At 33.7% G+C, this 25,365-nt stretch carries 16 protein-coding genes; 11 read left to right on the plus strand and 5 right to left on the minus strand.

What is annotated here, in order from left to right; genetic code table 11:
• Positions 1–119: 119 nt before the first annotated feature.
• The 6 genes from QY331_06050 to QY331_06075 all read left to right on the plus strand — a co-directional run bounded on the left by QY331_06050 (position 120) and on the right by QY331_06075 (position 10,816).
• The gene (locus QY331_06050; GenBank protein WKZ70809.1) at positions 120–1,439 is read left to right on the plus strand and encodes an aminotransferase class I/II-fold pyridoxal phosphate-dependent enzyme; all 1,320 of its coding nucleotides are present in this window, start codon (positions 120–122) and stop codon (positions 1,437–1,439) included.
• Between the two features lie 135 nt (positions 1,440–1,574).
• Entirely contained in the window at positions 1,575–2,234 is a 660-nt protein-coding gene (locus QY331_06055) for a YdjY domain-containing protein (protein ID WKZ70810.1), read from the plus strand.
• Between the two features lie 5 nt (positions 2,235–2,239).
• Positions 2,240–4,399, plus strand: a complete 2,160-nt coding sequence (locus QY331_06060) for a TonB-dependent receptor (protein ID WKZ70811.1) — start codon at positions 2,240–2,242, stop codon at positions 4,397–4,399.
• Positions 4,389–6,458: a TonB-dependent receptor gene (locus QY331_06065; protein WKZ70812.1), complete on the plus strand. Its 2,070-nt coding sequence runs from the start codon at positions 4,389–4,391 to the stop codon at positions 6,456–6,458. Before QY331_06060 ends, QY331_06065 begins: the two co-directional genes overlap by 11 nt.
• A 43-nt stretch (positions 6,459–6,501) precedes the next feature.
• Positions 6,502–7,632 (plus strand): terpene cyclase/mutase family protein, encoded by a 1,131-nt coding sequence (locus tag QY331_06070; GenBank protein WKZ70813.1) that lies wholly within the window; start codon positions 6,502–6,504, stop codon positions 7,630–7,632.
• A 22-nt stretch (positions 7,633–7,654) separates the two neighbouring features.
• Positions 7,655–10,816 (plus strand): T9SS type A sorting domain-containing protein, encoded by a 3,162-nt coding sequence (locus tag QY331_06075; GenBank protein ID WKZ70814.1) that lies wholly within the window; start codon positions 7,655–7,657, stop codon positions 10,814–10,816.
• A gap of 78 nt (positions 10,817–10,894) precedes the next feature.
• Here QY331_06075 and htpG read toward each other — a convergent pair whose 3' ends face one another.
• The 5 genes from htpG to QY331_06100 all read right to left on the minus strand — a co-directional run bounded on the left by htpG (position 10,895) and on the right by QY331_06100 (position 15,163).
• A complete protein-coding gene (gene htpG, locus QY331_06080; GenBank protein ID WKZ70815.1) occupies positions 10,895–12,799 on the minus strand; it encodes a molecular chaperone HtpG in 1,905 nt (634 codons plus the stop codon).
• A 36-nt stretch (positions 12,800–12,835) separates the two neighbouring features.
• Complete coding sequence (locus QY331_06085; protein WKZ70816.1) at positions 12,836–13,768, minus strand: DnaJ C-terminal domain-containing protein; 933 nt, start codon at positions 13,766–13,768, stop codon at positions 12,836–12,838.
• Positions 13,769–13,834: 66 nt separating this feature from the next.
• Positions 13,835–14,290, minus strand: a complete 456-nt coding sequence (locus tag QY331_06090; GenBank protein WKZ70817.1) for an Hsp20/alpha crystallin family protein — start codon at positions 14,288–14,290, stop codon at positions 13,835–13,837.
• Between the two features lie 36 nt (positions 14,291–14,326).
• Entirely contained in the window at positions 14,327–14,719 is a 393-nt protein-coding gene (locus tag QY331_06095; protein WKZ70818.1) for an Hsp20/alpha crystallin family protein, read from the minus strand.
• Between the two features lie 15 nt (positions 14,720–14,734).
• Positions 14,735–15,163 (minus strand): Hsp20/alpha crystallin family protein, encoded by a 429-nt coding sequence (locus tag QY331_06100; protein WKZ70819.1) that lies wholly within the window; start codon positions 15,161–15,163, stop codon positions 14,735–14,737.
• Positions 15,164–15,437: 274 nt separating this feature from the next.
• Here QY331_06100 and QY331_06105 point away from each other — a divergent pair, with 274 nt between their 5' ends.
• The 5 genes from QY331_06105 to QY331_06125 all read left to right on the plus strand — a co-directional run bounded on the left by QY331_06105 (position 15,438) and on the right by QY331_06125 (position 25,339).
• A complete protein-coding gene (locus QY331_06105; protein WKZ70820.1) occupies positions 15,438–16,490 on the plus strand; it encodes a mannose-1-phosphate guanylyltransferase in 1,053 nt (350 codons plus the stop codon).
• A gap of 69 nt (positions 16,491–16,559) precedes the next feature.
• Positions 16,560–18,611, plus strand: a complete 2,052-nt coding sequence (locus tag QY331_06110) for a PAS domain S-box protein (GenBank protein ID WKZ70821.1) — start codon at positions 16,560–16,562, stop codon at positions 18,609–18,611.
• Positions 18,612–18,631: 20 nt separating this feature from the next.
• Complete coding sequence (locus tag QY331_06115) at positions 18,632–19,027, plus strand: VOC family protein (protein WKZ70822.1); 396 nt, start codon at positions 18,632–18,634, stop codon at positions 19,025–19,027.
• A gap of 247 nt (positions 19,028–19,274) precedes the next feature.
• Positions 19,275–20,240 carry a UDP-glucose 4-epimerase GalE gene (galE, locus tag QY331_06120; GenBank protein ID WKZ70823.1) on the plus strand — a complete coding sequence of 322 codons (966 nt, stop codon included), beginning with the start codon at positions 19,275–19,277 and terminating at the stop codon, positions 20,238–20,240.
• A 245-nt stretch (positions 20,241–20,485) separates the two neighbouring features.
• Positions 20,486–25,339 (plus strand): PAS domain S-box protein, encoded by a 4,854-nt coding sequence (locus QY331_06125; protein ID WKZ70824.1) that lies wholly within the window; start codon positions 20,486–20,488, stop codon positions 25,337–25,339.
• Positions 25,340–25,365 lie beyond the last annotated feature (26 nt).

The raw sequence follows: 25,365 nt of genomic DNA on the forward strand, positions 1-25,365 counted from the left end.
TAAAAAAATTTCCAAATAGAATTAACCCTAAATAAAAATCAAAGGATATCCCTTTTTCTATTTTCTAAGGACATAGAAATCCTTAATTTTGTTTAAGAAAAATCAATAGGGAGGATAAAATGACGGACACTACGATCACAAAGAATAATAAGATAGAGGACTCCAAATATTCAATGGAGACACATGTTATTTATGGAAAAAATGTTTCGGATAAATGGGATTACTCACATCATGTAACCGCGCCAATTTCTTCTTCAACTACATTTAGATTAGATTCAGTTGAGCGTGGAGCACAAGGATTTCAGCAATTTGCAAATACAGAGAACTTTGGAGATGAAGCGCCGATTTTTATTTATGATCGTCTTGGAGAACCGAACAAAGATATGCTTGAAGAAAATCTCGCTTATGTCGAGAAAGGGGAGATGGCTGTAACTTTTGCAAGCGGAATGGGAGCGATTTCTGCTGTTCTTGGGGTTTTGGTAAAAAGCGGTGATGAAATAATTACTCACTCAACTTTATATGGATGTACAATTTCACTTTTCAATAACTGGTATCCACGATACAATATTGGTGTAAAACCAATAAATTTAACTAATCTAAATAATTTTAGCAATACTGTAAATGAAAAAACAAAAGTAGTCTATTTAGAAACTCCAGCTAATCCAAATTTAGATATTATTGATCTCATAGAACTCAAGAAACTTGTGGATGAAGTTAATCAAACTCGTACGGAAAAAGATTACATAAAAATTGTGGTTGATAATACTTTTTCAACTCCATTCTGCCAACGACCTATCGAACTCGGGGCTGATTTTGTAGTTCACTCATTAACAAAAGGTATCGGTGGTTTTGGTACCGATATGGGTGGAGTAATTGTCGGACCGAAAAAATACCGCGATATGATTTTACTTTATCGGAAGGATTTTGGAGCAGTGCTGAATACTAAAAGTGCATGGGCAATTTTAACTTATGGATTACCGACATTACCGTTAAGACAAAAACAGCAAATTAAATCTGCAATGAGAATCGCAGAATTTCTAGAAGCACATCCTAAAATATATTTTGTGAATTATCCAGGTTTACCAAGCTATAAATACCATGAACTAGCAAAACAACAAATGGTAGATTTCAACGGAAACTTTGCCCCCGGTAGTATGATCTATTTTACATTAAAAGGTGATTCGGCTGAACAGCGAAAATTAATCGGCGCAAAGTTTATGGATTACGTAGCAGATCATGCATACACTATGACACTTGCGGTTAGTCTGGGTCACACAAGAACCTTAATTGAACATCCAGCTTCAATGACACATTCGGTTGTTCCACCAGATCAACTTGAAGCGAGAGGAATAGACGCCGGTGGTGTCAGATTAGCTATTGGTTTAGAAAATACAGAAGATATACTTTTGGATTTGGATGAAGCGTTAAAACAATTGTAAAAAGTTGTTTCCCGCCTAAATCTTCTAAGATACTAATATGATTTAGATCACAGGTGATTTAGTCAATTGAATTTTAGTAAAATTAGTTTGATTTTTTATTTCCTGTTCATTAAGTTATAAATAGAGGGCATAAAAATGAAATCAAGATTAACTTTAACAATTACCATTATCATTTTTCACCAGTTTTTACAAGCACAAAATGATCCGACTAAACTTGTTGAAAAAATCACAGATAATACTTACCGAATTGATAATATTCTAATTAACACCACAACTAAAACACTTGAATTTCCGGCTTGGGTAAATATGACAGAAGGTCTTGTTGAGGTAATGGTGTGCGCACCGGGTGGAAAAGATCACGAATCTGTATTTATTGCTAATGTTGTTCCGTCCTACCTGAATAGTGCTCTTTTATTATTAGGTTTGGAGACAGATAAAGATTTAAATTATGATCCACGAACACCAAATATTATTGGTCCCTCCTTGAATATTTTTGTGGAATGGGAAGTCGATGGAGACCTTTTTAGAATTCCTGCCGAAAATACTTTAATTAATATTACTGATTCTTCAACTGTTGATAATATTAATTGGGTTTACACAGGTTCTTTTTCAAAAAGCGGTCACTATGCGGCGGATAATGTTAAATCAATAATAACAACATATAATGATTTAACTACCATTATTGATAACGGTAGTAAAAGTGGAATTGATGATACTTTATTTGAAGCTAATCCAAAAGTTCTTCCACCAAAAAGAACTGATGTCAAAATTTTAATTCAGCTCAACAAGGAATAAACTATATGACTATAAAACCTCTTTTCGTTTTTTTGATTCTATTTAATATTCAGACATATTGTCAAGTTATTGATAAAGACACGGTTCATAATTACTCTTATAATGAAATTGTTGTAACTGGAAATAGATATGAAACATTTTTGCTTCAGTCAACCTCATCAATCAATAAATTATCCGCTGTCCAATTAGCGAATTATCCTGTTCGCGACTTGGTTTCAACTTTACAATTTACACCCGGCTTTTTCTCGGTAAGTTTAGATGGGTTGGGTAAACATCCCGTAGTTACCACTAGAGGATTCTATGGTGGTGGGGAAGCCGAATATATCAATTTACTTGTGGATGGTATAGAAACTAATTATTCTCAAAGTGGCTTAGCTAATTGGCAAATTATCCCAACAGAAGTTCTGAATAATATAGAAATATTAAGAGGTGGTTCCTCTTCATTGTATGGAGATGCATCAATTGGAGGTGTAATTAACATTAACACTTTAGCAGGTTTGGAGAAAACTATTCTAAGTTTAAATGGCGGGGGATACGGTCAGTTCAACTCAAGTATTTATAGAAATTCTTCGTTTGGTGATCACCGATATTCGTTCTATGGTGCATATGACGATGCAATTGGTTTCCGAGAACATAGTGATTGGATGCACGCATCATTCGGAGGTAATATTAGATTTAAATTAACCGATAATCTCAACTTATCTTTGGTAACACATAACCAAATTAACGATAGCGAACTTCCAGGACCAATTACTGAAACTGAATTGAACGAGAAAAGAAATCTTTCATCCGCCTACTACAAGTATGATGAAAGAAAGGAAAATAGATTCATTTTTTCACCCAGTTTGGAATATAATATAAACGAATATTCTAGTTTGCGTTTGCAACTTGGTATCATGAACAGGACGGAAGACAAGACACAAACCTTTACTAATTTTGCCCCGATAATAAATCCACAAGATTTTTCAATAATTGGAGTTTATGATACTTCGCAATATGGAGATACCAAGCAGCGAGAATTACGTAGTAATGAAATATTCGGTGAGATATTATTCAATTCCAACTTTTCAAATTTCCCTGCGGAATTTGTGGCAGGCACAAAAGTTAATTATTCTGATTACAGCAGTAGTTATTTTGATTACTATAAAGGATTCAAAGAGGATTATGAAAGTTCAAATGCTACAAGGGGAAATCAAGTCTTTGCTTCGGAAGGAACTAGAACTGAGCTATCAGCTTTTGTAAATTCCAGTATAGATATTTTGGAAGGACTTAGATTTAACTTAGGTGTTCGTTTCGATAATATTTTTGATAAATATAATAGTTCACAACCAGATTCGATTATTTCTTCGGACAACAATGCGTTTAGTCCTAAAATTGGTCTGAATTATTTGTACTCCAATAACTCTGATTATAAGGCGAGCTTGTATTTTAATTATAATAAATCATTTAAAGCTCCCACTATCGATCAGCTGACTGATTTAAAAAAATTGGACTTTATAATTTTTATCCCCATCGGTCCGGATGCTTATACTACTTCACCTTACCAGGCAGATCCGTTCGCGAATTCAAATCTTAAACCACAGAAAAGTAATAATTATGAATTTGGCACATATCAAAGTATAAGTTTATCTAAAAGTTCGGCTCTGGAACTTCAATTATCATTTTATCAGATTGATATTGATGATGAAATTGATTTTGATTTGAGCACATTCAAATATCAGAATATTGCAAAGACTAAACATCGCGGTATTGAATTTGGATCGAATATTGATTTTGGGAAGAACTTAACTGCCATGCTTAATTATACATACTCGGAAGTAACTTTTGAATCGGGTATCTATAATGGCAAGCAGTTAAAAGGAATTCCTAAACATGTCACTAATTTTGGATTTAATTATTCTTTTGATTTTGGTCTTTCGGCCGGAATAATTTTTAGTTCAGTAAATGATATTTATTTGGATGATAACAATACTGAAATGCTGGATAACTATTTGATTACAAATGCAAAACTTGCCTATACATGGGAAAACATGATTTTTTCTTTAAGCATTTTTAATTTGTTGGATAAAGAATATAATAGCACAGGATATATCTCCGACGGGACTAAATATTTATATCCGGCTGCAACAAGATACCTAATATTTGGTGTGAGTTATGAAATTTAAAATCATTTCTTACCTTCTCTTTATTTATTCTTTCACCTTTGTGTTTTTGCCTTTATCTGGGCAAGAAGTTAGTCCAAAAGATTCAACCATTCTCTCTTTTCAATTAGATCAGATTTCCGTGACGGCGTTAAGAGATGAAATGGATACATTTAATACTCCTAATGAAGTAACAGTGATTCAGCAAAATGATTTTCTTGATCAAAATGTGAGGCTTCTGCCTGATGTATTTCAAAGATATTCTTCTGTTTATATGCAGAAGACTAATTACGGCGGAGGTTCACCCATAATTAGGGGATTTATGGGGAACCAGGTGTTAATTTTAATTGACGGGATTAGATTAAATAACTCGACATATAGATACGGTCCAAATCAATATCTAAATACTATTGATCCTGGATTAATTAAATCGGTTGAAGTTATGCATGGTCCTGGATCAGTACTTTACGGAAGTGATGCGCTTGGTGGCGTAATAAATATTATTACAAAGAAACCCGATAATTTTGTACATAATATAAATTCCTATACTAGGACAAGTACGGCTGATGAATCCATATATCAGAATCTTAATTACTCAAACCAATTTGGTGATATTAGTTTTTTAGTTGGCGGTACCTATAAGAAGTTTAATAATCTTAATGCCGGCGGTAAAGTTGAGGAACAAGAGTTTACAAATTTTGATGGAATCGACTTAAATGGCGCAATGAGTTATAACTTCAAAGATAACGGGAAGTTAAGTCTCAATTATAATTTTACCCGTCAGAATGAGGTACCAAGAACCGATAGATTAACTGCCGGAAATGATATTAAATATTTATTTAATCCTCAGGTTAGGCAATTAGGTTACTTGAGCTACACCAACCAAAATATCTCATCATTAATCACTGATCTGAGTGCTAACTTATCGTATAATTATCAAAAAGAAAGTCGAGAAATTATTTCAAGTAAAACTCCAAATTTAGAATCAAATGATAAAGATGAAGTAAATACAATAGGTGGTCAAATCACTCTCATATCAAAATATGACGAAAATATTTTTTCTTACGGAGTGGAGTTCTATAGAGATAAGATAAATAGTGAACGATTTATAATTGATGCAGACGCAAATACTAAAATCAAAGAACAACCAACATTTACCGATAATTCATCATACCAAACCTTCGGTGCTTTTTTACAACATAGAATAAAGTTGGGCAGATTTGCCTTAACTTCCGGTGTTCGGTATTCTAAATTCCAATTTGAAGGAAACATTGGTGATCCATTTGGCCTTGTATCCAGCGATAAAGGTGAATTTACATTTGCTGCCTCAGTAATGTATGCACTTATTACTAATAAATTAAATTTGGTGCTGGCTTATTCGCAAGGATTCAGGGCGCCCAATGTCGATGACATCACATCATTCGGTAAATCAGGTTCCGGTGATGCTGCCAGGTACGATACACCTAATCCAAATCTTGATCCTGAAAAAAGTCACAATATCGAAATAGGTGTTAAATTCAGAGAGTCTCAAATTGAAGCCGGCTTATCGATTTATTATTCAAAAATAACTGATCTGCTAGAGCCTAGGCCAACTACTTTCAATGGAGCAGACTCTTTATTCGGGTTTCAAACTTATAGTAGGCAAAACGTTGGAGAAGCTGAGTTGAGCGGATTTGATTCATTTTTTCAGTGGTATTTTTCAAATCACCTGATCTTTACAGGGAATATAAGTTATACATATGGACAGAATCTTTCAGCAAATGAACCACTTTCGAGAGTTCCACCGTTAAATGGTTATTTTTCTGTAACTTGGAACTACGAGATTCTCTCAATTAAATATTATATGCTTTTTGCTTCAGCGCAGAAACGAATTAGTCAACGCGATATCAGAGACTATAGAATTGGTATTGACGGCACTTCCGGTTATATGACGCAAAACATATCGCTTATGGCTGATATAAACGAGTACCTTGACTTATTCCTTAATTTTGAAAATGTTTTTGATGAACTATATAAAACTCACGGATCAGGTTTATACAGTCCCGGGAGGAGTCTTACTTTAGGGCTAGCTTTACGATATTAAAATAGTATATTTTTAATATTTACAAATTACTTTCTGAGGTCATATGAAAAAATGGGTAAATGTATTTGTTTTATTAACTTCATTTAGTATTGCGAATGCACAGGTTGATGTATCTCTTCAAAAAGAAATAGAACATTCGGTAATAAACGGACTCAAGTACTTAGCATCTGTGCAAGAAGATGACGGCTCATGGCAACATCATCCTGCTATCACGGGCTTAGTTTTGTCATCTTTTTTACGAGCCCACCCTTCAATTGGAATTAAAGACACTACAATTAAAAAAGGTATAGATTTTCTGACCAAACTGGTACAAACAGATGGCGGGATTTATGCGGATGATATGAAAACTTATACTACCGCAATTTGTGTCATGACTTTTGAAGATTTGGGAGTCGCAGAATATTCTGATATTATTTTGAATGGTAAGAAATTTTTAATGTCTATGCAGATGGATGAAGAACTAGGTTTAACGGTTGATAGTATTTATTATGGCGGTTTATCATATGGTAAAATGGATAAGGCTCCGGACCTTTCAAATTTGCAGTGGGCTTTGGAAGCAATTAGTTATGAGTCTCAAGATTTGGATAGAGCCGATGCTTTACAAACAAAAGTTGATCCAGAACAAAAGAAAATATTTTTTGATAAAGCAATTACTTTTTTAGAAAGAACACAAAACTATAAAACAAATGACCAGGCATATGCATCGAACGATGGCGGTTTTATGTACAGACCTGGGGAAAGTAAGGCTGGAGAAACCATATCCTATGGTGGGATGACTTATGCCGGACTTAAGAGTATGATTTTTGCAAAGGTATCAAAAGATGATGAAAGAGTTCAGGCTGCATTTAATTGGATAAAAAATAATTATTCTGTTGAAGAGAACCCCGGTATGGGTTTACAAGGTCTTTACTATTACTATCAAACAATGGCGAAAGCACTTTCAGTTATGGGTATCGAAGAGTTAAATACCCCCAAGGGTGAAGCTAATTGGAGAAGTGATTTAGCAGATCAATTGATAAAAATACAAAATTCTGATGGGTCTTGGGTAAACTCGAACGGACGGTGGTGGGAGAACAATCCAGTATTGGTAACAGCATACTCACTCCTTGCTTTAGAAACAATAGCTGGGTTGCCTCATAATATAAGTACACAAAAAACATTGAGAATTGAGTAAGTCTAACATAAAAGGAGATAATATGAAGCACACGTTTCATTTATTAACAATTTCCTTTCTTCTAGTTTTTAATTTATCATTTGCCCAATACACATCAGATGAAATGATTGAACGTGGATTGGAGTACTTGGCTAATTCGCAAACGGTGCTTAAATCACCCGGAATAGCATCGTTTAGCGAAATGGGAAGCCAGCTTAAAAGTGGACCTAAATCCAATTCGATAATGCTTGCTGGTGGGGGTTACTGGACAAACACTGGCATTACGGGTTTGGCATTGCAAGCTTTTTTAGCCCATGGTCATGGTCTTGATGACCCTACTTATGGAACAGTCGTTAGGAATGCAGTTGATTACATTCTTTCTGCACAGAATAGAACTGTAGGTAACTATGAGATGGGAGCCATCGGGCATGGTTTTGAAGTAGGTTATGAAACAGCAATTTGCATGGGTGCTCTTTCTTCAGTTCTCAAATTGGGTGTAACTAACGACTCGCTGAGAACAGAAATCTTAAATGCGCTGGATTTAGCACTGATCTATTACACACAAGATATTGATAGTTCCGGCTGGGACTATGTCAGTTGGCGTTATAACAGGTCCTATTTTGGACAAACTTCAGGAGATATGTCTGCGAATCAATGGGTATATCTTGCATTGTTTGATACCGATTACGAAGGTAAAGATATTTGGCAGAAAATTTATAATTATATAAATGATTTCTCTGTTCAAACAGAAACTACTGCTTATTTAGGTTATACACCTTACTCTCCTGGTACATGGAGTCGAGGTAATTCAATGGCTGCGATCTGGGGGTTAATTCTTGCAGATGGATTCGGAATAACAGACGCAGGAGTTTTAGTTAATAAATTTTATAACTGGCTGGAATTGAATTCTCTTTCAGAAATTATCGATCCTGCTTCTATTGGAAATCATGTTTATTCTGGTGGTGGTTATCATTATTATTTATACGAATTTGCTAAGGCTATGGCTCTAGGCGGAAGAATTCAGTTTCTTGGTTCGGATTGGTATACCGAACTTGAAACAGAACTTTCTTCAAGAGCAATTGAACCTACACCCGGCCAGCTTTATTGGGATGGTTCAGGTGGGCAAGGTCGGCCAATGGAGACAGCTTTAGCTGTTCTGTCTCTTCAATCAGGTACAGTTCCGCCTGGGACTAAATTTACTGTAGGAGCATTTATTAGACCAACTGATGCTGATACGTCAGGAGTAAAACAGTATAACAGTGTTACAGCAGATTTCGAATACCAAATTTCAATTTATGATGCTCTTGGAAATTTTGCCGGTCAAGATGAAAACGGTGATTGGATTACTACTATACCAAATTCAAGTTGGACAAGTACAACAAGTCCGATTGAATTTGAAGTCAATCTCACTTCTGCTGCCACATTTAATATAGAAGTTGCAAATACCGGTGATGAGTCTATTGATTTTGATCTGCATTATGCCGCTTATCAGGGTGGGAGTACAACTCCTTCTAGTGAAAAAGATTATGCCGGATCGATTGCTCCTAACGAAAGTGTTGGCTCAACGGCTAATATAAATGCAATTGGTGGATTGAGTATTTTTTCTACAACTCCGACTGCGTTACCAGTTATGCAGTTATCACAAACACTCTGGTATGTGGATCCAGCTGAAAATGATTCAACGTATACGCTTGATTTGGGAATTGCTGAAGTCGGGGATTCTGCTGCACTAAATAGTATCACGGTGTTTGCGTCTGATCTTGTTGATGAATACGGAAATATTATCCCTAAAGCTAATTACAGCATTACACCGACATCAATAGCAAAAATTGACCAAGGAACATCCGATACTGTTTCAGTAAGTCTTACGATTCCCGATTCTACAAGCTTAGATCTTTCTTCTGTAGGATTGTTAAAAGGGACTGTAACTATTCAATCTAGTAAATCCACAAAGGCAATTCAGGTTCGAGTTGGAAGAGTATTCCCATCGGTCGCACTTATCTCTCCTCCAAACAATGCTTCTAACGTTTCAACGGATATAGATTTTACTTGGAGTGGGGATGAAGTATTATTGGCAACCGATCCGGGTGGAAAAGGGCAGAATAGAGTTCAGGCTGTTAGTAAATATTGGTTTCAATTAGTAACTGATACTGGTACTATGGATGGTTTGGTTCAAGATTCTACACTTGTTGACAGTTCTTATTCCGTAAATGGTCTTACATCTCAACAAACTTATTTTTGGAGAGTTGCTGGTAAAAATCATTTTGGTTGGGGAGCATTTTCATCTTGGTTTTCATTCACAACCGTTCAGTCCGGAGCTCTGGCAGCACCACTATTAATAAGTCCTGAGAATAATTCTGTTGATATCATATTGCCGCATCCTTTACAATGGAGTACTATAAATAATTCCGATCTGTACCAGTTGATTATTGCAGATGATGCTAACTTTAATACTGTTTTATATAATAATCTGAATATTAGGGAAGGTAGCTATTTGATTCTTAAAACAAACACGCCTGATGGGAAAAAAATGTATTGGAAAGTAAGAGCTGGTACCGATGCTGGTGCAACCGGTCCTTATAGTTTAACTTGGAACTTTACAACATATCTCCCATTCCCTTCTGATCTTGTGGCCTCCTCATCACAAAGTGATGTGGCAGTCGATTTAAGTTGGGTTGATAACTCGAATGGAGAAAATGGATTTATAATTTATAGAGCAGTTGGATTTGATGTAAGCAATGATCAGCTATTCTCTGCCATTGATACAGTTGGGGCAAATCAGACAATTTATACAGATTCAGAAGTAATGGAAAATACTCCCTATACATACAAAATTACAGCACTGACTGATGATGTTGAATCCGATGAAAGCAACATATCCTCAGCTTCTACAATAACAGGGCTAAAGGAAGAAGGCTTACCAACAGAATATACACTTTATCAAAATTATCCAAATCCATTTAATCCGTCTACAACTATCAGATTTGCTTTACCATTTGCTAGTTCTGTACGTCTTGAAGTTTATAATTTATTAGGACAGAAAGTCGCAACATTACTGGATGGTAATGAGAATGCGGGTTACCATAAATTAGAATTTAATGCTAAAAATCTTGCTTCCGGTATTTATTTTTACACAATAAAAGCAAATTCTATTGAAGGTGATAATGAATTTAGAGATGTTAAGAAGTTTATGTTAATGAAATAAAAAAATGCCCATCTGTAAATGGGCATTTTTTAAATAATTATTATTATACCCGACTGGCAAATTTTCAGTCGGGTATTTTTATTTTTTCCCCAAATACCAATCACTAGATTTTTCTAAGAGCTCGTTTATTCTTTTTACTAATTTATGCGGATCATTTAGATTACCTTCTAACAATAAAGCGGATTCAAATAATTGTTCAGTCGCATTTGTTATTAAGGAATCGTTTGAATCTTTTTTGAATACTTCCAAGAGATTACGAATTAGTTTATTATCGCGATTAATCTCGAGGATTTTCTTTTGGTCTGCCATACCGGGGTTTGTCATTTTCAAAATTTTCTGCATAGAAGCAGTCATTGCATCACCTTCGCTAGCTAAACAACTTGCGCTTCCACTTAATCTCTTCGATTCTCTTACATCAACAACTCGATCACCAAGGACTTCCTTCATTTTTGAAAGAAGACTGCTGAAATGTTTTTCATCATCTTTTTCAAGTTTTTCAAAATCAGTTTTCTTTTCTTCAACACTCTCGAGTTTTTCAATCTTCTTGAGATCCGCATTTTCAACGGATTCAATTTCAAAATCTTTGTATTTATGCAGCGAGTTAATTACAAACTCATCTACCGGATCGAGTAGGTAAAGGACTTCAATTCCTTTTGATCGGAAAATTTCTAGGTGTGGATCGAGTTCGATTGAATCTCGTGAAGAACCGGCTGCATAGTAAATTGTTTTCTGATCTTCTTTCATTCTTGAACTGTATTCAGCGAAAGATGTTAATCCATCTTTGTTTTCGATACTTGAAGAATTGAATCTTAGTAAATCCATATACTTTTCTTGATTTGAATAATCTGAATAACCAAGTTTGAAAATTCTTCCGTGTTCTTTCCAGAATTTCGCATATTCATCAGGATTATTTTTTGCTTTGTCGGCTAAGTAATTTAATACTTGTAAAGTAACGCTGCTTGAAATTTTACTAAAGACAATATTTTCTTGCAAAGTTTCGCGCGAGATATTTAACGGCAGATCTTCCGAATCAACGACACCTTTTACAAATCCCAAATATTCAGGTAATAGATCTTTATTCTTATGTTGAATTAAAACTCGTTTAACATAAAGATCTAATCCATAATCATCTTTATGCATCCAAAAGAATTCATTGTGCTTAGAAGGAATAAACAACAAGGCATTAAATTGAATCGGTGCATCGACCGATTTATGTATAATGTCCATCGGCGGTTCAGAATCATAGGTCAAGAATTTATAAAATTCATCGTATTGTTCCTTCTTTACCGAACTTTTCGGTTCACGCCAAATTGCAGAAATTGTATTTACTTTATCTTTACCGATAAAGATTGGGAAAGTAATAAAGTTAGAATGACGTTTTATTGTGCTTTCTAATCTATATTTTTCTGTAAATTCTTTTGCATCTTCTCTTAACTTAATTTTGATCTCGGTGCCACGCTTTAAGTTACCGTCAAGTTCTTGAACCGTGTAACTTCCTAAGCCGTCGGATTTCCAATAAATCGGTTTTGCATCCTTCCGATATGAACGAGATTTGATTTCAACTTCTTCAGCAACCATAAATACAGAATAAAAACCGACACCAAACTTTCCGATTATATTATTTGCTTGATCTTTACTTTCCATTAGTGTCTTAATAAATTCAGCAGATCCGGATTTTGCTATCGTCCCGATGTTTTCAACTATTTCATCTTGTGTCATTCCAATTCCCGTATCGGAAATAGTTAATGTGTTCTTCTTTTCATCGAAATCAATTTTTATCTCAAGGGGTAAATCGTTATCGAGAATTTCATCACCTTTTGTAGATTTGAATCTTAGCTTATCCAAAGCATCAGAAGCGTTTGAGATAAGTTCGCGTAAGAAAATTTCACGAGATGTATAAAGAGAATGAACTAAAATATTCAACAATTGTTTTACTTCGGCCTTAAATTCAAATGTCTTTGTTTCGGTTTGTGTACTGCTCATCTTTCCTCCATAAATGAAAAATATAGTGCAAAGTTTTTATGTTCTGCTTAGAAAATCAAACTTGTTTATTTTCTCTTTTTCTGATTTAGATAAATTTTTTGGAACACTTATGTTTAAACGAATATATAAATCACCTCTGTCGCCTGAAGAGTTTATCATTCCATGACCCGGGACCCTAAGTAATTTTCCGCTATCACTTCCTTCTTTAATTTTTATGTTTATTTTCTTACCATCGATTGTAGTAATAGTTTTTTCCCCGCCTAAGATAGCAGTTTTTATATCAACATTTATATTTTGATAAAGATCATCGCCGTCTCTTTCATAAATTTCATCCTCCTGAATTTTTAGTGTGATGTATAGATCTCCGGACTGTGAACCAAAATTACCATTTTGACCTTGTCCGCGTAAACGCAATTTTTTACCGTCATGAGTTCCTTTGGGAATTTTGATTTTAATTTTTTTGCCGTTGACAATAATTTGTTTTTCTGATCCGTTGAACGCATCGTATAATGAAATGGGAAGTTCAGCTGTTACATCTGCACCTTTATGAGAAGAAGTTCTTTGTCTTGATCTCTGATCGAATGATGAATCGAAACTACCGCCAAAAAAATTTGTAAAGAAATCCGAAAATCCACCCAGATTTTTAAATACATCTTCAAAATCACCATGAAATTGATAAGACCTTCCACCTTGATTGCCAAATCCCGCGAAAGGATTTCCTTGATTAAAACCTGCTCTTTCGTATTGTTTCCAATTAGAACCAAGTGTGTCATATTTTTTTCTTTTTTCGGGATCGCTAAGGACTTCATGTGCTTCTGTGACTTCTTTAAATTTTTCTTCGGCAACTTTATTATCCGGATTTCTATCCGGGTGATATTTTAACGCCAGCTTACGATAAGCTTTTTTTATATCATCTTGAGAAGCATTTTTATCAACACCTAGTATTTTATAATAATCTTTGAAGTCCATACTCATCACCTAATAAAGTAAGAAGCCGCGTTTGCGGCTTCTTAGGTAAAAGAAACAATATTATGATTAATTTACTTTGATATCAATCTCTCTCGGTTTTGCTTCTTCGGCTTTTGGAATTGTGACAGATAAAGTACCGTCTTTGAATTTAGCTTCGATCTTATCTTCAACTATTTTTTCCGGAAGCATAAATTCACGGTAGTATCTGCCGTAAGCTCTCTCAATTCTGTGAAACTTAGATGATTTATCTTCACTTTCTTGCTTCCTTTCACCGCTAACAATTAGACTTCCATTCTTGTATGAAATCTTTACATCTTTCTTTTCTACTCCGGGAATATCCATACTTACAACATACTTATCATTGTCTTCGGAAATATCAGTTAGCGGTGACCAGACAGCATTTTCAAAATCATCACCGTTTTCACGCAAACCGAATCTACCACCGAATGAGTTAAACAATTTGCTGAATTCTCTTTCGAGATTCATTAATTCTCTTGTTGGGTTCCATCTTACTAGTGCCATAATACACCTCCTTTTTAATAATTCAAAAAAGAAGAATTAGTTAATTTCTATAGTTCTTGGTTTAATTCTATCGTGCTTAGGTAGCTTTACCGCAAGCACACCATTTTCAAATTTTGCTTCTATTTTATGATTATCTATTGAATCAGATATTTTGAATTTTCTGTAATAATTACCAACCGCGTATTCATTCAAAATATATTTACGATTTACAACTTCATTATAATTTATTCTGCCCATTATAACTAAGCTACCGTCTTCAAGTTTAATTTTTATGTTTTCTCTTTGAACATCCGGCATAAAAGCGGTTAGATGAAATTCATCTTCGGTTTCATAAATATTAATCATTGGCGCAATCCAAGATTCTCTTTCTAATGCTTCATCCCAAGATGAATTATTATCGACTTTTACCAATTCTTTTGTATCTGTCATTTTAGTTTCTCCTATTTATTTTAGTTCAATTGTTTTTTCATTGATATTTTTTACATCAAATTTTTGTAGAGAAATTTGCAGAACTCCATTCTCAAACTTTGCATTGACTTTATCCGGATCAACATCTACCGGTAATGTGAAACTTCTTTTAAAGGTTCCAAAACTTCTTTCTTGTCTAAATGATTTTACAAGATCTTTAATCTCTCTAGATTTTTTAGAACCTTGCAATGTTAAAATATTGTCTTCAAGAGTTAATTTTATATTTTCCTTCTCAACTCCGGGTAGTTCGACTTCAACATTCAGTAATTCTTCCGTTTCGTAAATATCAACTTTTGGTAAACCTGTGTTCTGATTGAGGCTCGAAACTGTATCATTGAAATACTTCTCAATCTGGTTAGAAAGTCTGTCAAAATCTCTCAACGGTTCGAATCTAATAAGTGTCATTTTTTTCTCCTTTTGTTTGCTAATTATTAAATAACTTTTGTGCCATTAATGTGAAAAACGCATAAGTAATTATAAAATAAAGACTTATAGACGGATTCATCAATTCATTCAGAATTGTTATTATGACTTATAAAATGTTATATAGACATACTTATGACATAAAAGCAAATAGGAGCGACATTAAGGCAGTATAATATTGATATGTATAAATAATGAAATGGAAGTAAAATTATATCAATTTGACTATCTTTAAAAACAAATTTTTGAGGAAAAAATGGAATTATTTGTTCTTATTATGGCAGGCGGTGTTGGCTCTAGATTCTGGCCAAGAAGCAGAAAATCAAAACCAAAACAACTCTTGAATATCTTCGGTCAAAATAGCATGATCAGAGAAACTTATAGAAGGGTGAGCAACCTAGTTCCACCGGGGAATGTTTACGTTATAACAAATAAAGTTCAAGCACAGTTAATAACTGCGGAATTGCCCGAACTTCCAAAAAGAAATATTATTGCTGAACCTGTTGGCAAAAATACTGCTCCATGTGTTGCAGTTTCTGCTAAAACCATATTAAATCGTTCAGAAGAATCAGTTATCATTACACTTCCGGCTGATCACTTAATTGAGAATGAGAAAGAGTTCGAAAAGAAATTATTAGAAGCTGCTAAGTTTGCTTATCAATCGAAAGGACTTGTTACATTTGGCATAACTCCAACACGACCCGAAACCGGCTATGGATATATTCACTTCAATAAAAATAGCTCTGAAAATATTTTCAAAGTAAAAGAGTTTGTTGAAAAACCAAATTTAGAAACTGCAAAAAAATATCTTATAGCTGGAGATTATCTTTGGAATTCGGGAATGTTTATTTGGCGAAGCGATGTTATTTTGGATGAAATTAAAAAATACTTGCCTGAAGTTTACTCACTTGTCGCTAAAATTAATGATACTGATTACGATAATATAATTGAAGAAATCTATCCAAAGTTCAAAAGTGTGTCTATTGACTACGGGATTATGGAAAAATCCGAGATGGTGTATGTGATGGAAGGTGAAATAGGTTGGAGCGATGTTGGTAGTTGGGAAAGTGTTTATGAACTTAGTAAAAAAGATGAAAATGGCAATGCATTAATTGGCGATGTTTTTACTATTGATACAAAAAATAGTTACGTCTATTCTGAAAATAACTTTACGGCTTTAGTTGGAGTACATGATTTGGTCGTGATAAATCTTGGTGATTCACTTCTTGTTTGTGATCGTGCAAAAGCTCAGGCAGTAAAAAATGTTGTGGATGAACTGACCAAAAATGATAGAAATGATTTATTGTAGTATATTTAATGACAGACCTAATCAAATAATGAGTAATTGTTCTATATTCGAATATAAGTCGGATTTCCAATGATCATTCTTGTATTGATTTCCATTAGTGCGGCTTTATTGTCGAGAACTCTAAATGTACTCACCTTTTATATTTTTGAAAAACTGCCACTGTTGTTAGTCTCCAGTACCTACAATTATGCATTATTCATAATAATGTTATTGCTTGCTTCCCTTGTAATTTATTTATTGATAATAAATAAAAAACTGAAAGTGACAGCAAAAAATGAAAACCTCGAATTAAAAAGAAGTGAGGAACGATTTAAAAAATTAACCAACCTCACCTTTGAAGGTATTGTAATCCATAGAAACGGATTTTTTATCGACTGCAATGATTCGTTTCTCAAAATAATTGGTTATGAAAGAGAAGAGCTGATTAATACAAATATTGTTGAGAAATGCATTCATAAAGACAACATCAAAACAGTAGTAGAGAAAGTCAAAAATAAGGACATCAAACCATATGAAGTAAGAGGAAAAAGAAAAAATCAAGAAATATTTCCGGTAGAGATTGAATCACGTGAAGTGATTCTTGATGGCGAACAAGTAAGAGTAGCCGCGATTAGGGACTTAACGGAGATTAAAAAACAGAAAGAAATTATTGAAAGGGAAGAATGGCTTTTATCTACAATGATGCAAAATATTCCAGACTCCATTTATTTTAAAGATCTTGAAAGCAAATTTATAAGAGTAAATAGAAGTACATACAGTAAGTTCAATGTAGAATCCGCCGATGAATTAATAGGCAAAAGTGATTTTGATATTTTTGATGAAGAACATGCTCTACCCGCGTATAAGGACGAACAAAAAATAATCAATACCGGAATCCCGATAATTAATAAAATTGAAAAAGAATCTTGGAAAGACGGTAAAATTGGATGGGTTTCGACCACAAAGCTCCCACTTTATGATAAGAACGGAAAAATTGTAGGTACTTTTGGCATTACTCGTGATATTTCGGAGCTTAAAAATGCACAAGAAAATTTAATCGCAGAGAAAGAAAAGTTCGAGCAGTTACTGAGATTAGTGCCTAGTGCAGTATTTACTATTGATACAGAACAAAGAGTTACAAGCTGGAATTTTATGGCTGAAAAATTAACAGGTTTTTCAGCATCAGAAATGATAGGTAAAAAATGTACTGATTGGGCAATAAGTCCATGCGGACAGGCTTGTGGCTTATTCAATTCTGATATTCCTAAACCAATTACCGATGTTGAATGTATGTTGAAACATAAAAGCGGTAAAACAATTACAGTCTCAAAAAATGTGGATGAGATAAAAGATGCCAATGGAATTATTATTGGCGGAATCGAAAGCTTTGTAGATATAAGTGAACGCAAGGAATATGAAACTCAAATTAAAAAAATAAACAAAGAACTTGCCGAAACAAATAAAAGTAAAGATCGATTCTTCTCGATCATTGCACATGATTTAAGAAATCCGTTTATAACGCTGTTAGGTTTTTCTGAAATGCTGATCGAAGATTATAATGAGTTTACCGATGAAGAAAAGATAAATTATTTAAAAGAAATGGAAAAGACTGCGAAGTCATCCTATCAACTATTAGAAAATCTACTTCAATGGTCAAGATCACAAACGGGTACGATAAAATTTACGCCCCAGGAATTAAATTTTGTAGATATACTTAAAGAAAATTTTTCATTACTCGAAAAATCAGCAGAAATGAAAAACATTAAATTGGAATCCAAATTATCTACCGCTGAATTTATTATGGCAGATTATGATATGGTTACTACGGTTTCAAGAAATTTACTGACCAATGCTATCAAATTTACTCCTTCAGGCGGTTCCATCATAGTTGGTTCAACAAACAGAGATGGTATGATTGAGTTTTATATAAAGGATACCGGAGTTGGTATAAGTCCGGAAAGAGTTGAAAGCATTTTTAGAATTGATCAAACATCATCAACCGTTGGCACAGACGGTGAGAAAGGGTCCGGACTTGGATTGGTACTCTCAAATGAATTTATTCTAAAACATGGTGGAGAAATTTGGGTTGAAAGTGAAATAGGAAAGGGAACAACTTTCTTCTTTACTCTTCCAAAATCATAATTAATTTTTGGAGATAAACTATGACAGAAAAAAAGAAATTTGCTGCCGGCTCAGTTGGTTGGGTCGATCTTACAGTTAACGATGCAGACAAACTAAAGATATTTTATGAAGATGTTGTAGGTTTCAAATCTGCTCCTGTTTCGATGGGAGAATATAATGATTTTACTATGATCTCACGAGATGATGATATTCCTTATGCCGGTGTTTGTAATAACAAGGGAACGAATAAAGGATTACCACCGTATTGGTTGGTTTATTTTAATGTATCGGATATCGAGCAGAGTTGTAAAAGAGTTATTGAACTTGGCGGCGAATTATTGTTTGAACCAAAAATTATGGGTGGTTATGGAAAATATTGTGTAATCAAAGATCCCGCTGGTGCTTATTGTGCCTTATTCGAACCGATTGAAAAATAATGTTTGTAATTTATCACGCCGGCGGGGATACCCTATCTGCTTTAGATATCCCCCTTTGCAAGATTCCATTGGACTGTGATCTAGCTTATGCTCCGGCGCAAATTTTTTATTAAATAGTAATTAAGAGATTTTTTGAATTTGTTTTTATATAAAGTATAATTTGTAGATTGAGAAACAATCACCCATTTGGGTAGGTATTAATTTTAGCTAAGCAAAACAATATTATTATTAGAGGACATTTTTAAATATGAAAATCTTAATAACCGGCGGCGCAGGATATATTGGAAGTCACGTTGTACATGATTTAATTGAACAAGGTCATGATACATTTGTTTTTGATAATTTATCTACAGGATTAGAGCAGAATCTTCACCCATCATCAAAATTTATTGAAGGTGATATCCTAAATGAGAATGATCTCAACAAAATTTTCGAAGAAAAATATGATGTTATTTTTCATTTTGCTGCCTTAAAAGCTGCGGGCGATTCGATGATTCATCCATCTAAGTTTGCAAAAGGCAACATTACCGGAAGTTTAAATCTTTTGATGAAGATGGTTCAACATGATGTTAAGCATATAATATTTTCATCGTCTGCTGCTGTTTATGGAAATCCACAATACCTTCCGATTGATGAAGATCATCCAAAAGATCCAACAAACTACTATGGCTATACAAAACTTGCCATAGAAGAAAACTTAGAATGGTTTAGCAGGCTGCATAAAATAAACTACGCAGCTCTTCGCTATTTTAATGCAACCGGTTATGATGTCCGTGGCAGAGTTTATGGTCAAGAAAAAGACACAACAAATCTTTCTCCACTAGTGATGGAAGTTGCAGCCGGAACTAGAAAAGAATTACAAGTGTTCGGAGATGATTATGATACTGAAGATGGGACATGTATTCGTGATTATATTCATGTAAATGATTTATCAGATGCGCATTTAAGAGCAATGGATTATTTATCCAATGAAAATAAAAATTTAGTGGTTAATCTTGGCACAAATAAGGGGAGTAGTGTTTTAGAAGTAATTAAAGCTGCCGAGAAAGCAATAGATAAAACAATTAATTACAAAGTTGTTGGAAGAAGAGCAGGTGATCCGGCCAATCTTGTTGCATCTTATCAACGAGCAAAAGAAATCTTAAATTGGGAAGCAAAATATTCAGATCTGAATACAATCTTTGAAAGTATGAAAAAGGTTTATCTAAAATAATTAAGTAATTTGTTTTGAAAGTTTACCAAATTATCTAGTTCAGCATTGCTGGTATTTACTTGAATCTTAGATAAATTATAGACATCTTGGTCTAAATCTTACATCAAACTCTTTTTATTGTCGGAGGAGAGATTAATCATATATCTATCTCTTTTTCATAGTACACACATCACAAAGAACTAATTTTTTCGAGTATAAATTTTAGCTTACGTTTTTGTTATACTCACTAAAAAAATAATATCATTATGAACGAAAAAATAAATATTCTTTTTATTGTAGAGTCTGCTGAAATAAAGAAGAACATTCTTGATCTGATTGACGAAAGTAAATTTTCGGTCCTCTTTAAAGATCGTGTAAGTGATGCAAAGCTTATTCCTTCAAACGAGGAAATAGATCTAATTATTCTCGAAGTCAGAAATAAAGAGGTAAACTCAGTTGAAGTCTCAAGAGCAAATATTGCAGAATTAATTAATAAACAGAAATCCTTAATACTTGTATCTACAAATACTTTTACGGAAGAACACAAGAATAATTATAAAGAATTCGATGTAATTGATTACTTGTCATTACCCATTGACGTAGAAAAATTCTCATCTCATTTAAAAATTATATATAACTGCACTAAACAACTCAAAGAAAAGAATTTAGAATTTGCTAAACTTCATAAACAACTCAAACAAGCAGAAGAAAGATTTAACAATTTACTACAGAATATTCCAAATGGATTTATTTCGGTTTACGATCGTAAATATAGATTCTTTTTTGTTGATGGGAATGAACTTCCGAAATTGAATCTCGAAAAAGAAAAAATGATTGGCAAAACAATTTCAGATGTTTTCCCGGCAACTGTAGCAAATAAATTAATGAGTTTTTATGAAGGTGTTTGGAGAGGTAACAAAGTAGAATTTGAATTTGAGTATCGAGATGAATTCTATTTAAGTGCAGCAGCGCCGATAATGGATTTAACTAATACGGTAACACAGATTATAGTTATAACGCAAAACATTACGGAATCGAAAAAAAATGAATTGTCTTTAAGAAGGAGTGAAGAGAAGTTTAGTTCATTTATGAATCACATCCCTGCCGGAATATTTATTAAAGATTTTGATGGACGTTACAGATTTATTAACCGGTTTAATGAAGAAACCTTTGGTATGCATGATTGGGATGGCAAAAAGTCAGAAGAATTTTTTGGGGATTCAGTCATAAGTACTTTCGATTATGAACAAAAAAGAGTAATCGAAGAAGGTAAATACATCTCATCAACAAGAGTTTTCGATAATGAAGGTAATGAGAGAATTTTCAACACTCAATTATTTCTAATTGAGAATGAAAAGGGAGAAAAATTAATTGGCGGAGTTTCTCTCGATGAAACCGAATATCATCATGCAATGGCAAGGCTTGAAGAGAGTGAGGAGAAGTATAGAAGTATTTTTGAAAATTCGGTACTCGGTATTTTCAGAACAACTTCTGATGGAAGAATAATCGAGATTAATGATTCGCTAGCAAAAATATATGGTTATAATTCATCAACAGAGATGCTGCAAGAAGTAAAGAATGTTCTTCAAATGTATGCTAATACTGAGGATAGATCAGAACTCGCTTCTCAATTATCTAAGAATGGTTATATACACAATTATGAATTACTAGCTAATCATAAAGATAATTATCAGAAATGGGTTTCTATTAATGCTACAGCTCAACTTGGTCCAGATGGCGAAGTCTATTTTGACGGAACCATAGAAGATATTACTGATAAAAAAAATTATCTGGCTACACTCAAACAAAAGGAACAAGAATTTCGCGAAATATTTAATTCGAGCGTAGATGCCTTATTTATACAAGACATCTCCACTGGATTAATTATGGATTGCAATGATAGAACAGTTGAAATGTATGGTTATTCTTCTAAAGAGGAGATTATTGCTAGGACAGTAGCAAATCTTAGCGCAAATGTATCACCTTATGATGAGATTGCTGCTCAAAATTATATTAATATGGCAAGGGAAACCGGAAGTTGTAATTTTGAGTGGCTTGCAAAAAAGAAAACTGATGAAAATTTTTGGGTTGAAGTTAATCTTAAAAAAACTGAGATCGGCGGCAAAGATAGAATTTTAGCAATCGTGCGTGACATAAATGAACGTAAAGCAGCAGCAAAAAGATTAGAGGAAAGCGAACTAAAGTATAGAAATTTATTTGAGAATCAATTAGAGTCTTTTGCTTATCATGAAATTCTTTTAGAAAATGATGTACCTATTGATTACAGATTTATTGATGTGAATAATAAATTTATTGAGCAAACAGGTCTTAAAAGTAAAAATGATATTATTGGTAAGCGAGTTCTAGAATTATGGCCTAGAACAGAAAAATATTGGATCGAGACTTATGGAGAAATAGCACTAACAGGTGTACCAAAAGTTTTTGAGCATTTTTCTTCAGTTCATAATCGATACTACTTAGTTAATGCGTACTCACCTCAAAAAGGATTTTTTGCAACTAGTTTTTTAGATATCACAGAGAAGAAAAAAACCGAACTTGCTTTAAGAAGTAGTGAAGAAAAGCTAAGAGCATTTTTTGAATCGGATGTTGTTGGCACTGTATCTGCCGATATATATGGTGGTATTCATAATACCAATAAAAAATATTTAGAGATAATTGGTTATTCTGAAGAAGAAGTAAGAAGTGGAAAGGTACGATGGAATAAAATAACACCGGAAGAATTTAGTGAGCTTGAAACCGCAAAAATTATGGAAGCCAAGAAGCATGGCTCATGTAAACCTTATGAGAAACAATATATTCGAAAGGATGGAACAAGAATTTGGGTAATCATCGGGTTTGTTTTAATCGGATCGGCAGAAGAAGAATTAATTGCGTTTATCCTAGACATACAAAAGATGAAAGAGAATCAACTAGAACTGGAAAGAAGAAATAAATTTATTCAAACTGTTATGGATAATCTTCCTATAGGTGTCGCCTTAAATAAAATTAAGGAAGGAAGCGCATTTTATGAAAATCAAAAGTTTAATGAGATATATGGCTGGCCTTCCGATGATATTAGAAATGTTGAGAAATTTTTTGAATTAGTTTACCCGGATCCCAAATATCGAAAAGAAATTATGGATAGAGTAATTTCTGATATGCAATCAGGAGACCCGCAGAGAATGAAGTGGGATAATTGTATTGTTACTCATAAGGATGGTAGTAAGCACATAATAAATGCACAGAATATTCCTTTACCGGAACAGAACATTATGGTTTCAACAGTGATTGATGTTACTGCGGAAAAACAAATTGAAAATCTCTTGAAGGAAAGTGAAGAAAGATACAGAGTATTAGTTGAAAATGCTCCGGATGCAATAGCAATCCATACAGATGGTAAAATTGTCTTTGCCAATCCAGCCTCCAAAGAACTACTTGAAGCCGATAGTCAGGATGAAATAATCGGTCTTGATTTATCAAAAATTATTTACCATGAAGATGCCGCTGATGTGAAGAAGCGTGTTGAAGATCTTTTAAAAAATGATAAACCAATGTATTTCATTGAGGAAAGATATGTTACCTTAAAAGGTAACATTATTAATGCTGAAGTTACTGCTGTCCCGATTATTTTCAATAACAAAAAATCGATTCAGGTAATTGTACGCGATATAAGCGAGAGAAAGAGAGCTGAAATTGCTCTTAAAGAAAGTGAAGAGAAGTATAGATTATTAGTAAACAATCAAACCGACCTTGTAGTAAAGGTTAATGCTAATGGCGAATTTGAATTTACTAGCAAATCATACTGTGAATTGTTTGGTAAGACTGAGGAAGAACTTATTGGTAAACAGTTTATACCTTTGGTGCATGAAGATGATGTTGAGCATACATTGAATGAAATGAAGAAATTATACGAACCTCCTCATAGATGTTACATAGAACAAAGAGCTAAGACAACAATTGGCTGGAGATGGCTTGGTTGGTCGGATAAAGCAATTGTAAATGATAATGGTGAAGTTGAATCAATTATCGGTGTTGGACGTGATATAACCGAGAGAAAAGAAATGGAGCAGCAAATTTTAGCTGAACGAAATTTAGCTGAAATGTATCTTGAAACTGCAGCGGTTATGATGATCGCTCTTAACAATAAGGGCGAAGTAACTATGATAAATCGTGAAGGATCGGAATTATTAGGGTATTCAAAAAAATATATAATTGGCAAAAACTGGGTGGAAAATTTTGTACCTCAAACAAATAGAGAACGCGTTAGTGATATTCTTTTAAAAGCACTTGCTGGAGAACTAACATTAAATGAATATGTCGTAAATGAAGTATTATGCCGACATAAAAAGATTAAAACCATCGGCTGGCATAATAATATATTACGTAATGAAGACGGGAATATAATTGGCGTATTAAGCTCGGGTGAAGATATTACTGAGTCCATTAGACTCCAGCAGAATCTTGAATCAACCAATAAAGAATTGTCCGAATTAACAAAACATATTCAAGATTTAAGAGAGTCGGAAAGATCCAAATTAGCCAGAGAAATTCATGACGATCTTGGTCAAGCTTTGACAGCTATTAAGCTGGATCTCTCGCTGGTTAAAAATTATAACGATAATCTCGATGCAGAAATACGAAAAAGAGTCGAGTCCGCTATTATGCTTGTAAACCATTCAATTAAAACTGTGCAACAAATTACAAGTGAACTAAGACCCGGACTAATTGATGATCTTGGATTATTACCCACAATAGAATGGTACGCAAACGAATTTTCTGATAGAAGTAAAATAGAAACAAATTTAACAATACAGATTACTGAAGAAAGCATTAAAGAAGAACAGAAAATAACGATTTATCGAATTCTTCAAGAATCATTAACAAATGTAATAAGACACGCCGAAGCAAAAAAAGTAAACATAACTCTTAAAAAAGTTGATAATAATCTTGTTCTAGCTATAGCCGATAATGGAAAAGGAATTCCGGAATCAGAGAAGAAAAGTATGAAATCATTCGGGTTAATCGGAATGCGGGAGAGAGCAAGTTCAATCAATGCCGAATTGGAAATTGAAAGTAAATTAAATAAAGGTACAACAGTAACCTTAACTGTGCCACTGTAAGCAAACATATATTTAATAAAAATAAA

This window comes from Melioribacteraceae bacterium, assembly GCA_030584085.1.
In the GTDB taxonomy this organism is placed as follows: domain Bacteria; phylum Bacteroidota; class Ignavibacteria; order Ignavibacteriales; family Melioribacteraceae; genus SURF-28.

Coding starts and splice junctions, on each gene's coding strand:
- QY331_06050 (WKZ70809.1), top strand. CDS start 120: ATGACGGACACTACGATCACAAAGAATAATAAGATAGAGGACTCCAAA.
- QY331_06055 (WKZ70810.1), top strand. CDS start 1,575: ATGAAATCAAGATTAACTTTAACAATTACCATTATCATTTTTCACCAG.
- QY331_06060 (WKZ70811.1), top strand. CDS start 2,240: ATGACTATAAAACCTCTTTTCGTTTTTTTGATTCTATTTAATATTCAG.
- QY331_06065 (WKZ70812.1), top strand. CDS start 4,389: ATGAAATTTAAAATCATTTCTTACCTTCTCTTTATTTATTCTTTCACC.
- QY331_06070 (WKZ70813.1), top strand. CDS start 6,502: ATGAAAAAATGGGTAAATGTATTTGTTTTATTAACTTCATTTAGTATT.
- QY331_06075 (WKZ70814.1), top strand. CDS start 7,655: ATGAAGCACACGTTTCATTTATTAACAATTTCCTTTCTTCTAGTTTTT.
- htpG (WKZ70815.1), bottom strand. CDS start 12,799: ATGAGCAGTACACAAACCGAAACAAAGACATTTGAATTTAAGGCCGAA.
- QY331_06085 (WKZ70816.1), bottom strand. CDS start 13,768: ATGGACTTCAAAGATTATTATAAAATACTAGGTGTTGATAAAAATGCT.
- QY331_06090 (WKZ70817.1), bottom strand. CDS start 14,290: ATGGCACTAGTAAGATGGAACCCAACAAGAGAATTAATGAATCTCGAA.
- QY331_06095 (WKZ70818.1), bottom strand. CDS start 14,719: ATGACAGATACAAAAGAATTGGTAAAAGTCGATAATAATTCATCTTGG.
- QY331_06100 (WKZ70819.1), bottom strand. CDS start 15,163: ATGACACTTATTAGATTCGAACCGTTGAGAGATTTTGACAGACTTTCT.
- QY331_06105 (WKZ70820.1), top strand. CDS start 15,438: ATGGAATTATTTGTTCTTATTATGGCAGGCGGTGTTGGCTCTAGATTC.
- QY331_06110 (WKZ70821.1), top strand. CDS start 16,560: ATGATCATTCTTGTATTGATTTCCATTAGTGCGGCTTTATTGTCGAGA.
- QY331_06115 (WKZ70822.1), top strand. CDS start 18,632: ATGACAGAAAAAAAGAAATTTGCTGCCGGCTCAGTTGGTTGGGTCGAT.
- galE (WKZ70823.1), top strand. CDS start 19,275: ATGAAAATCTTAATAACCGGCGGCGCAGGATATATTGGAAGTCACGTT.
- QY331_06125 (WKZ70824.1), top strand. CDS start 20,486: ATGAACGAAAAAATAAATATTCTTTTTATTGTAGAGTCTGCTGAAATA.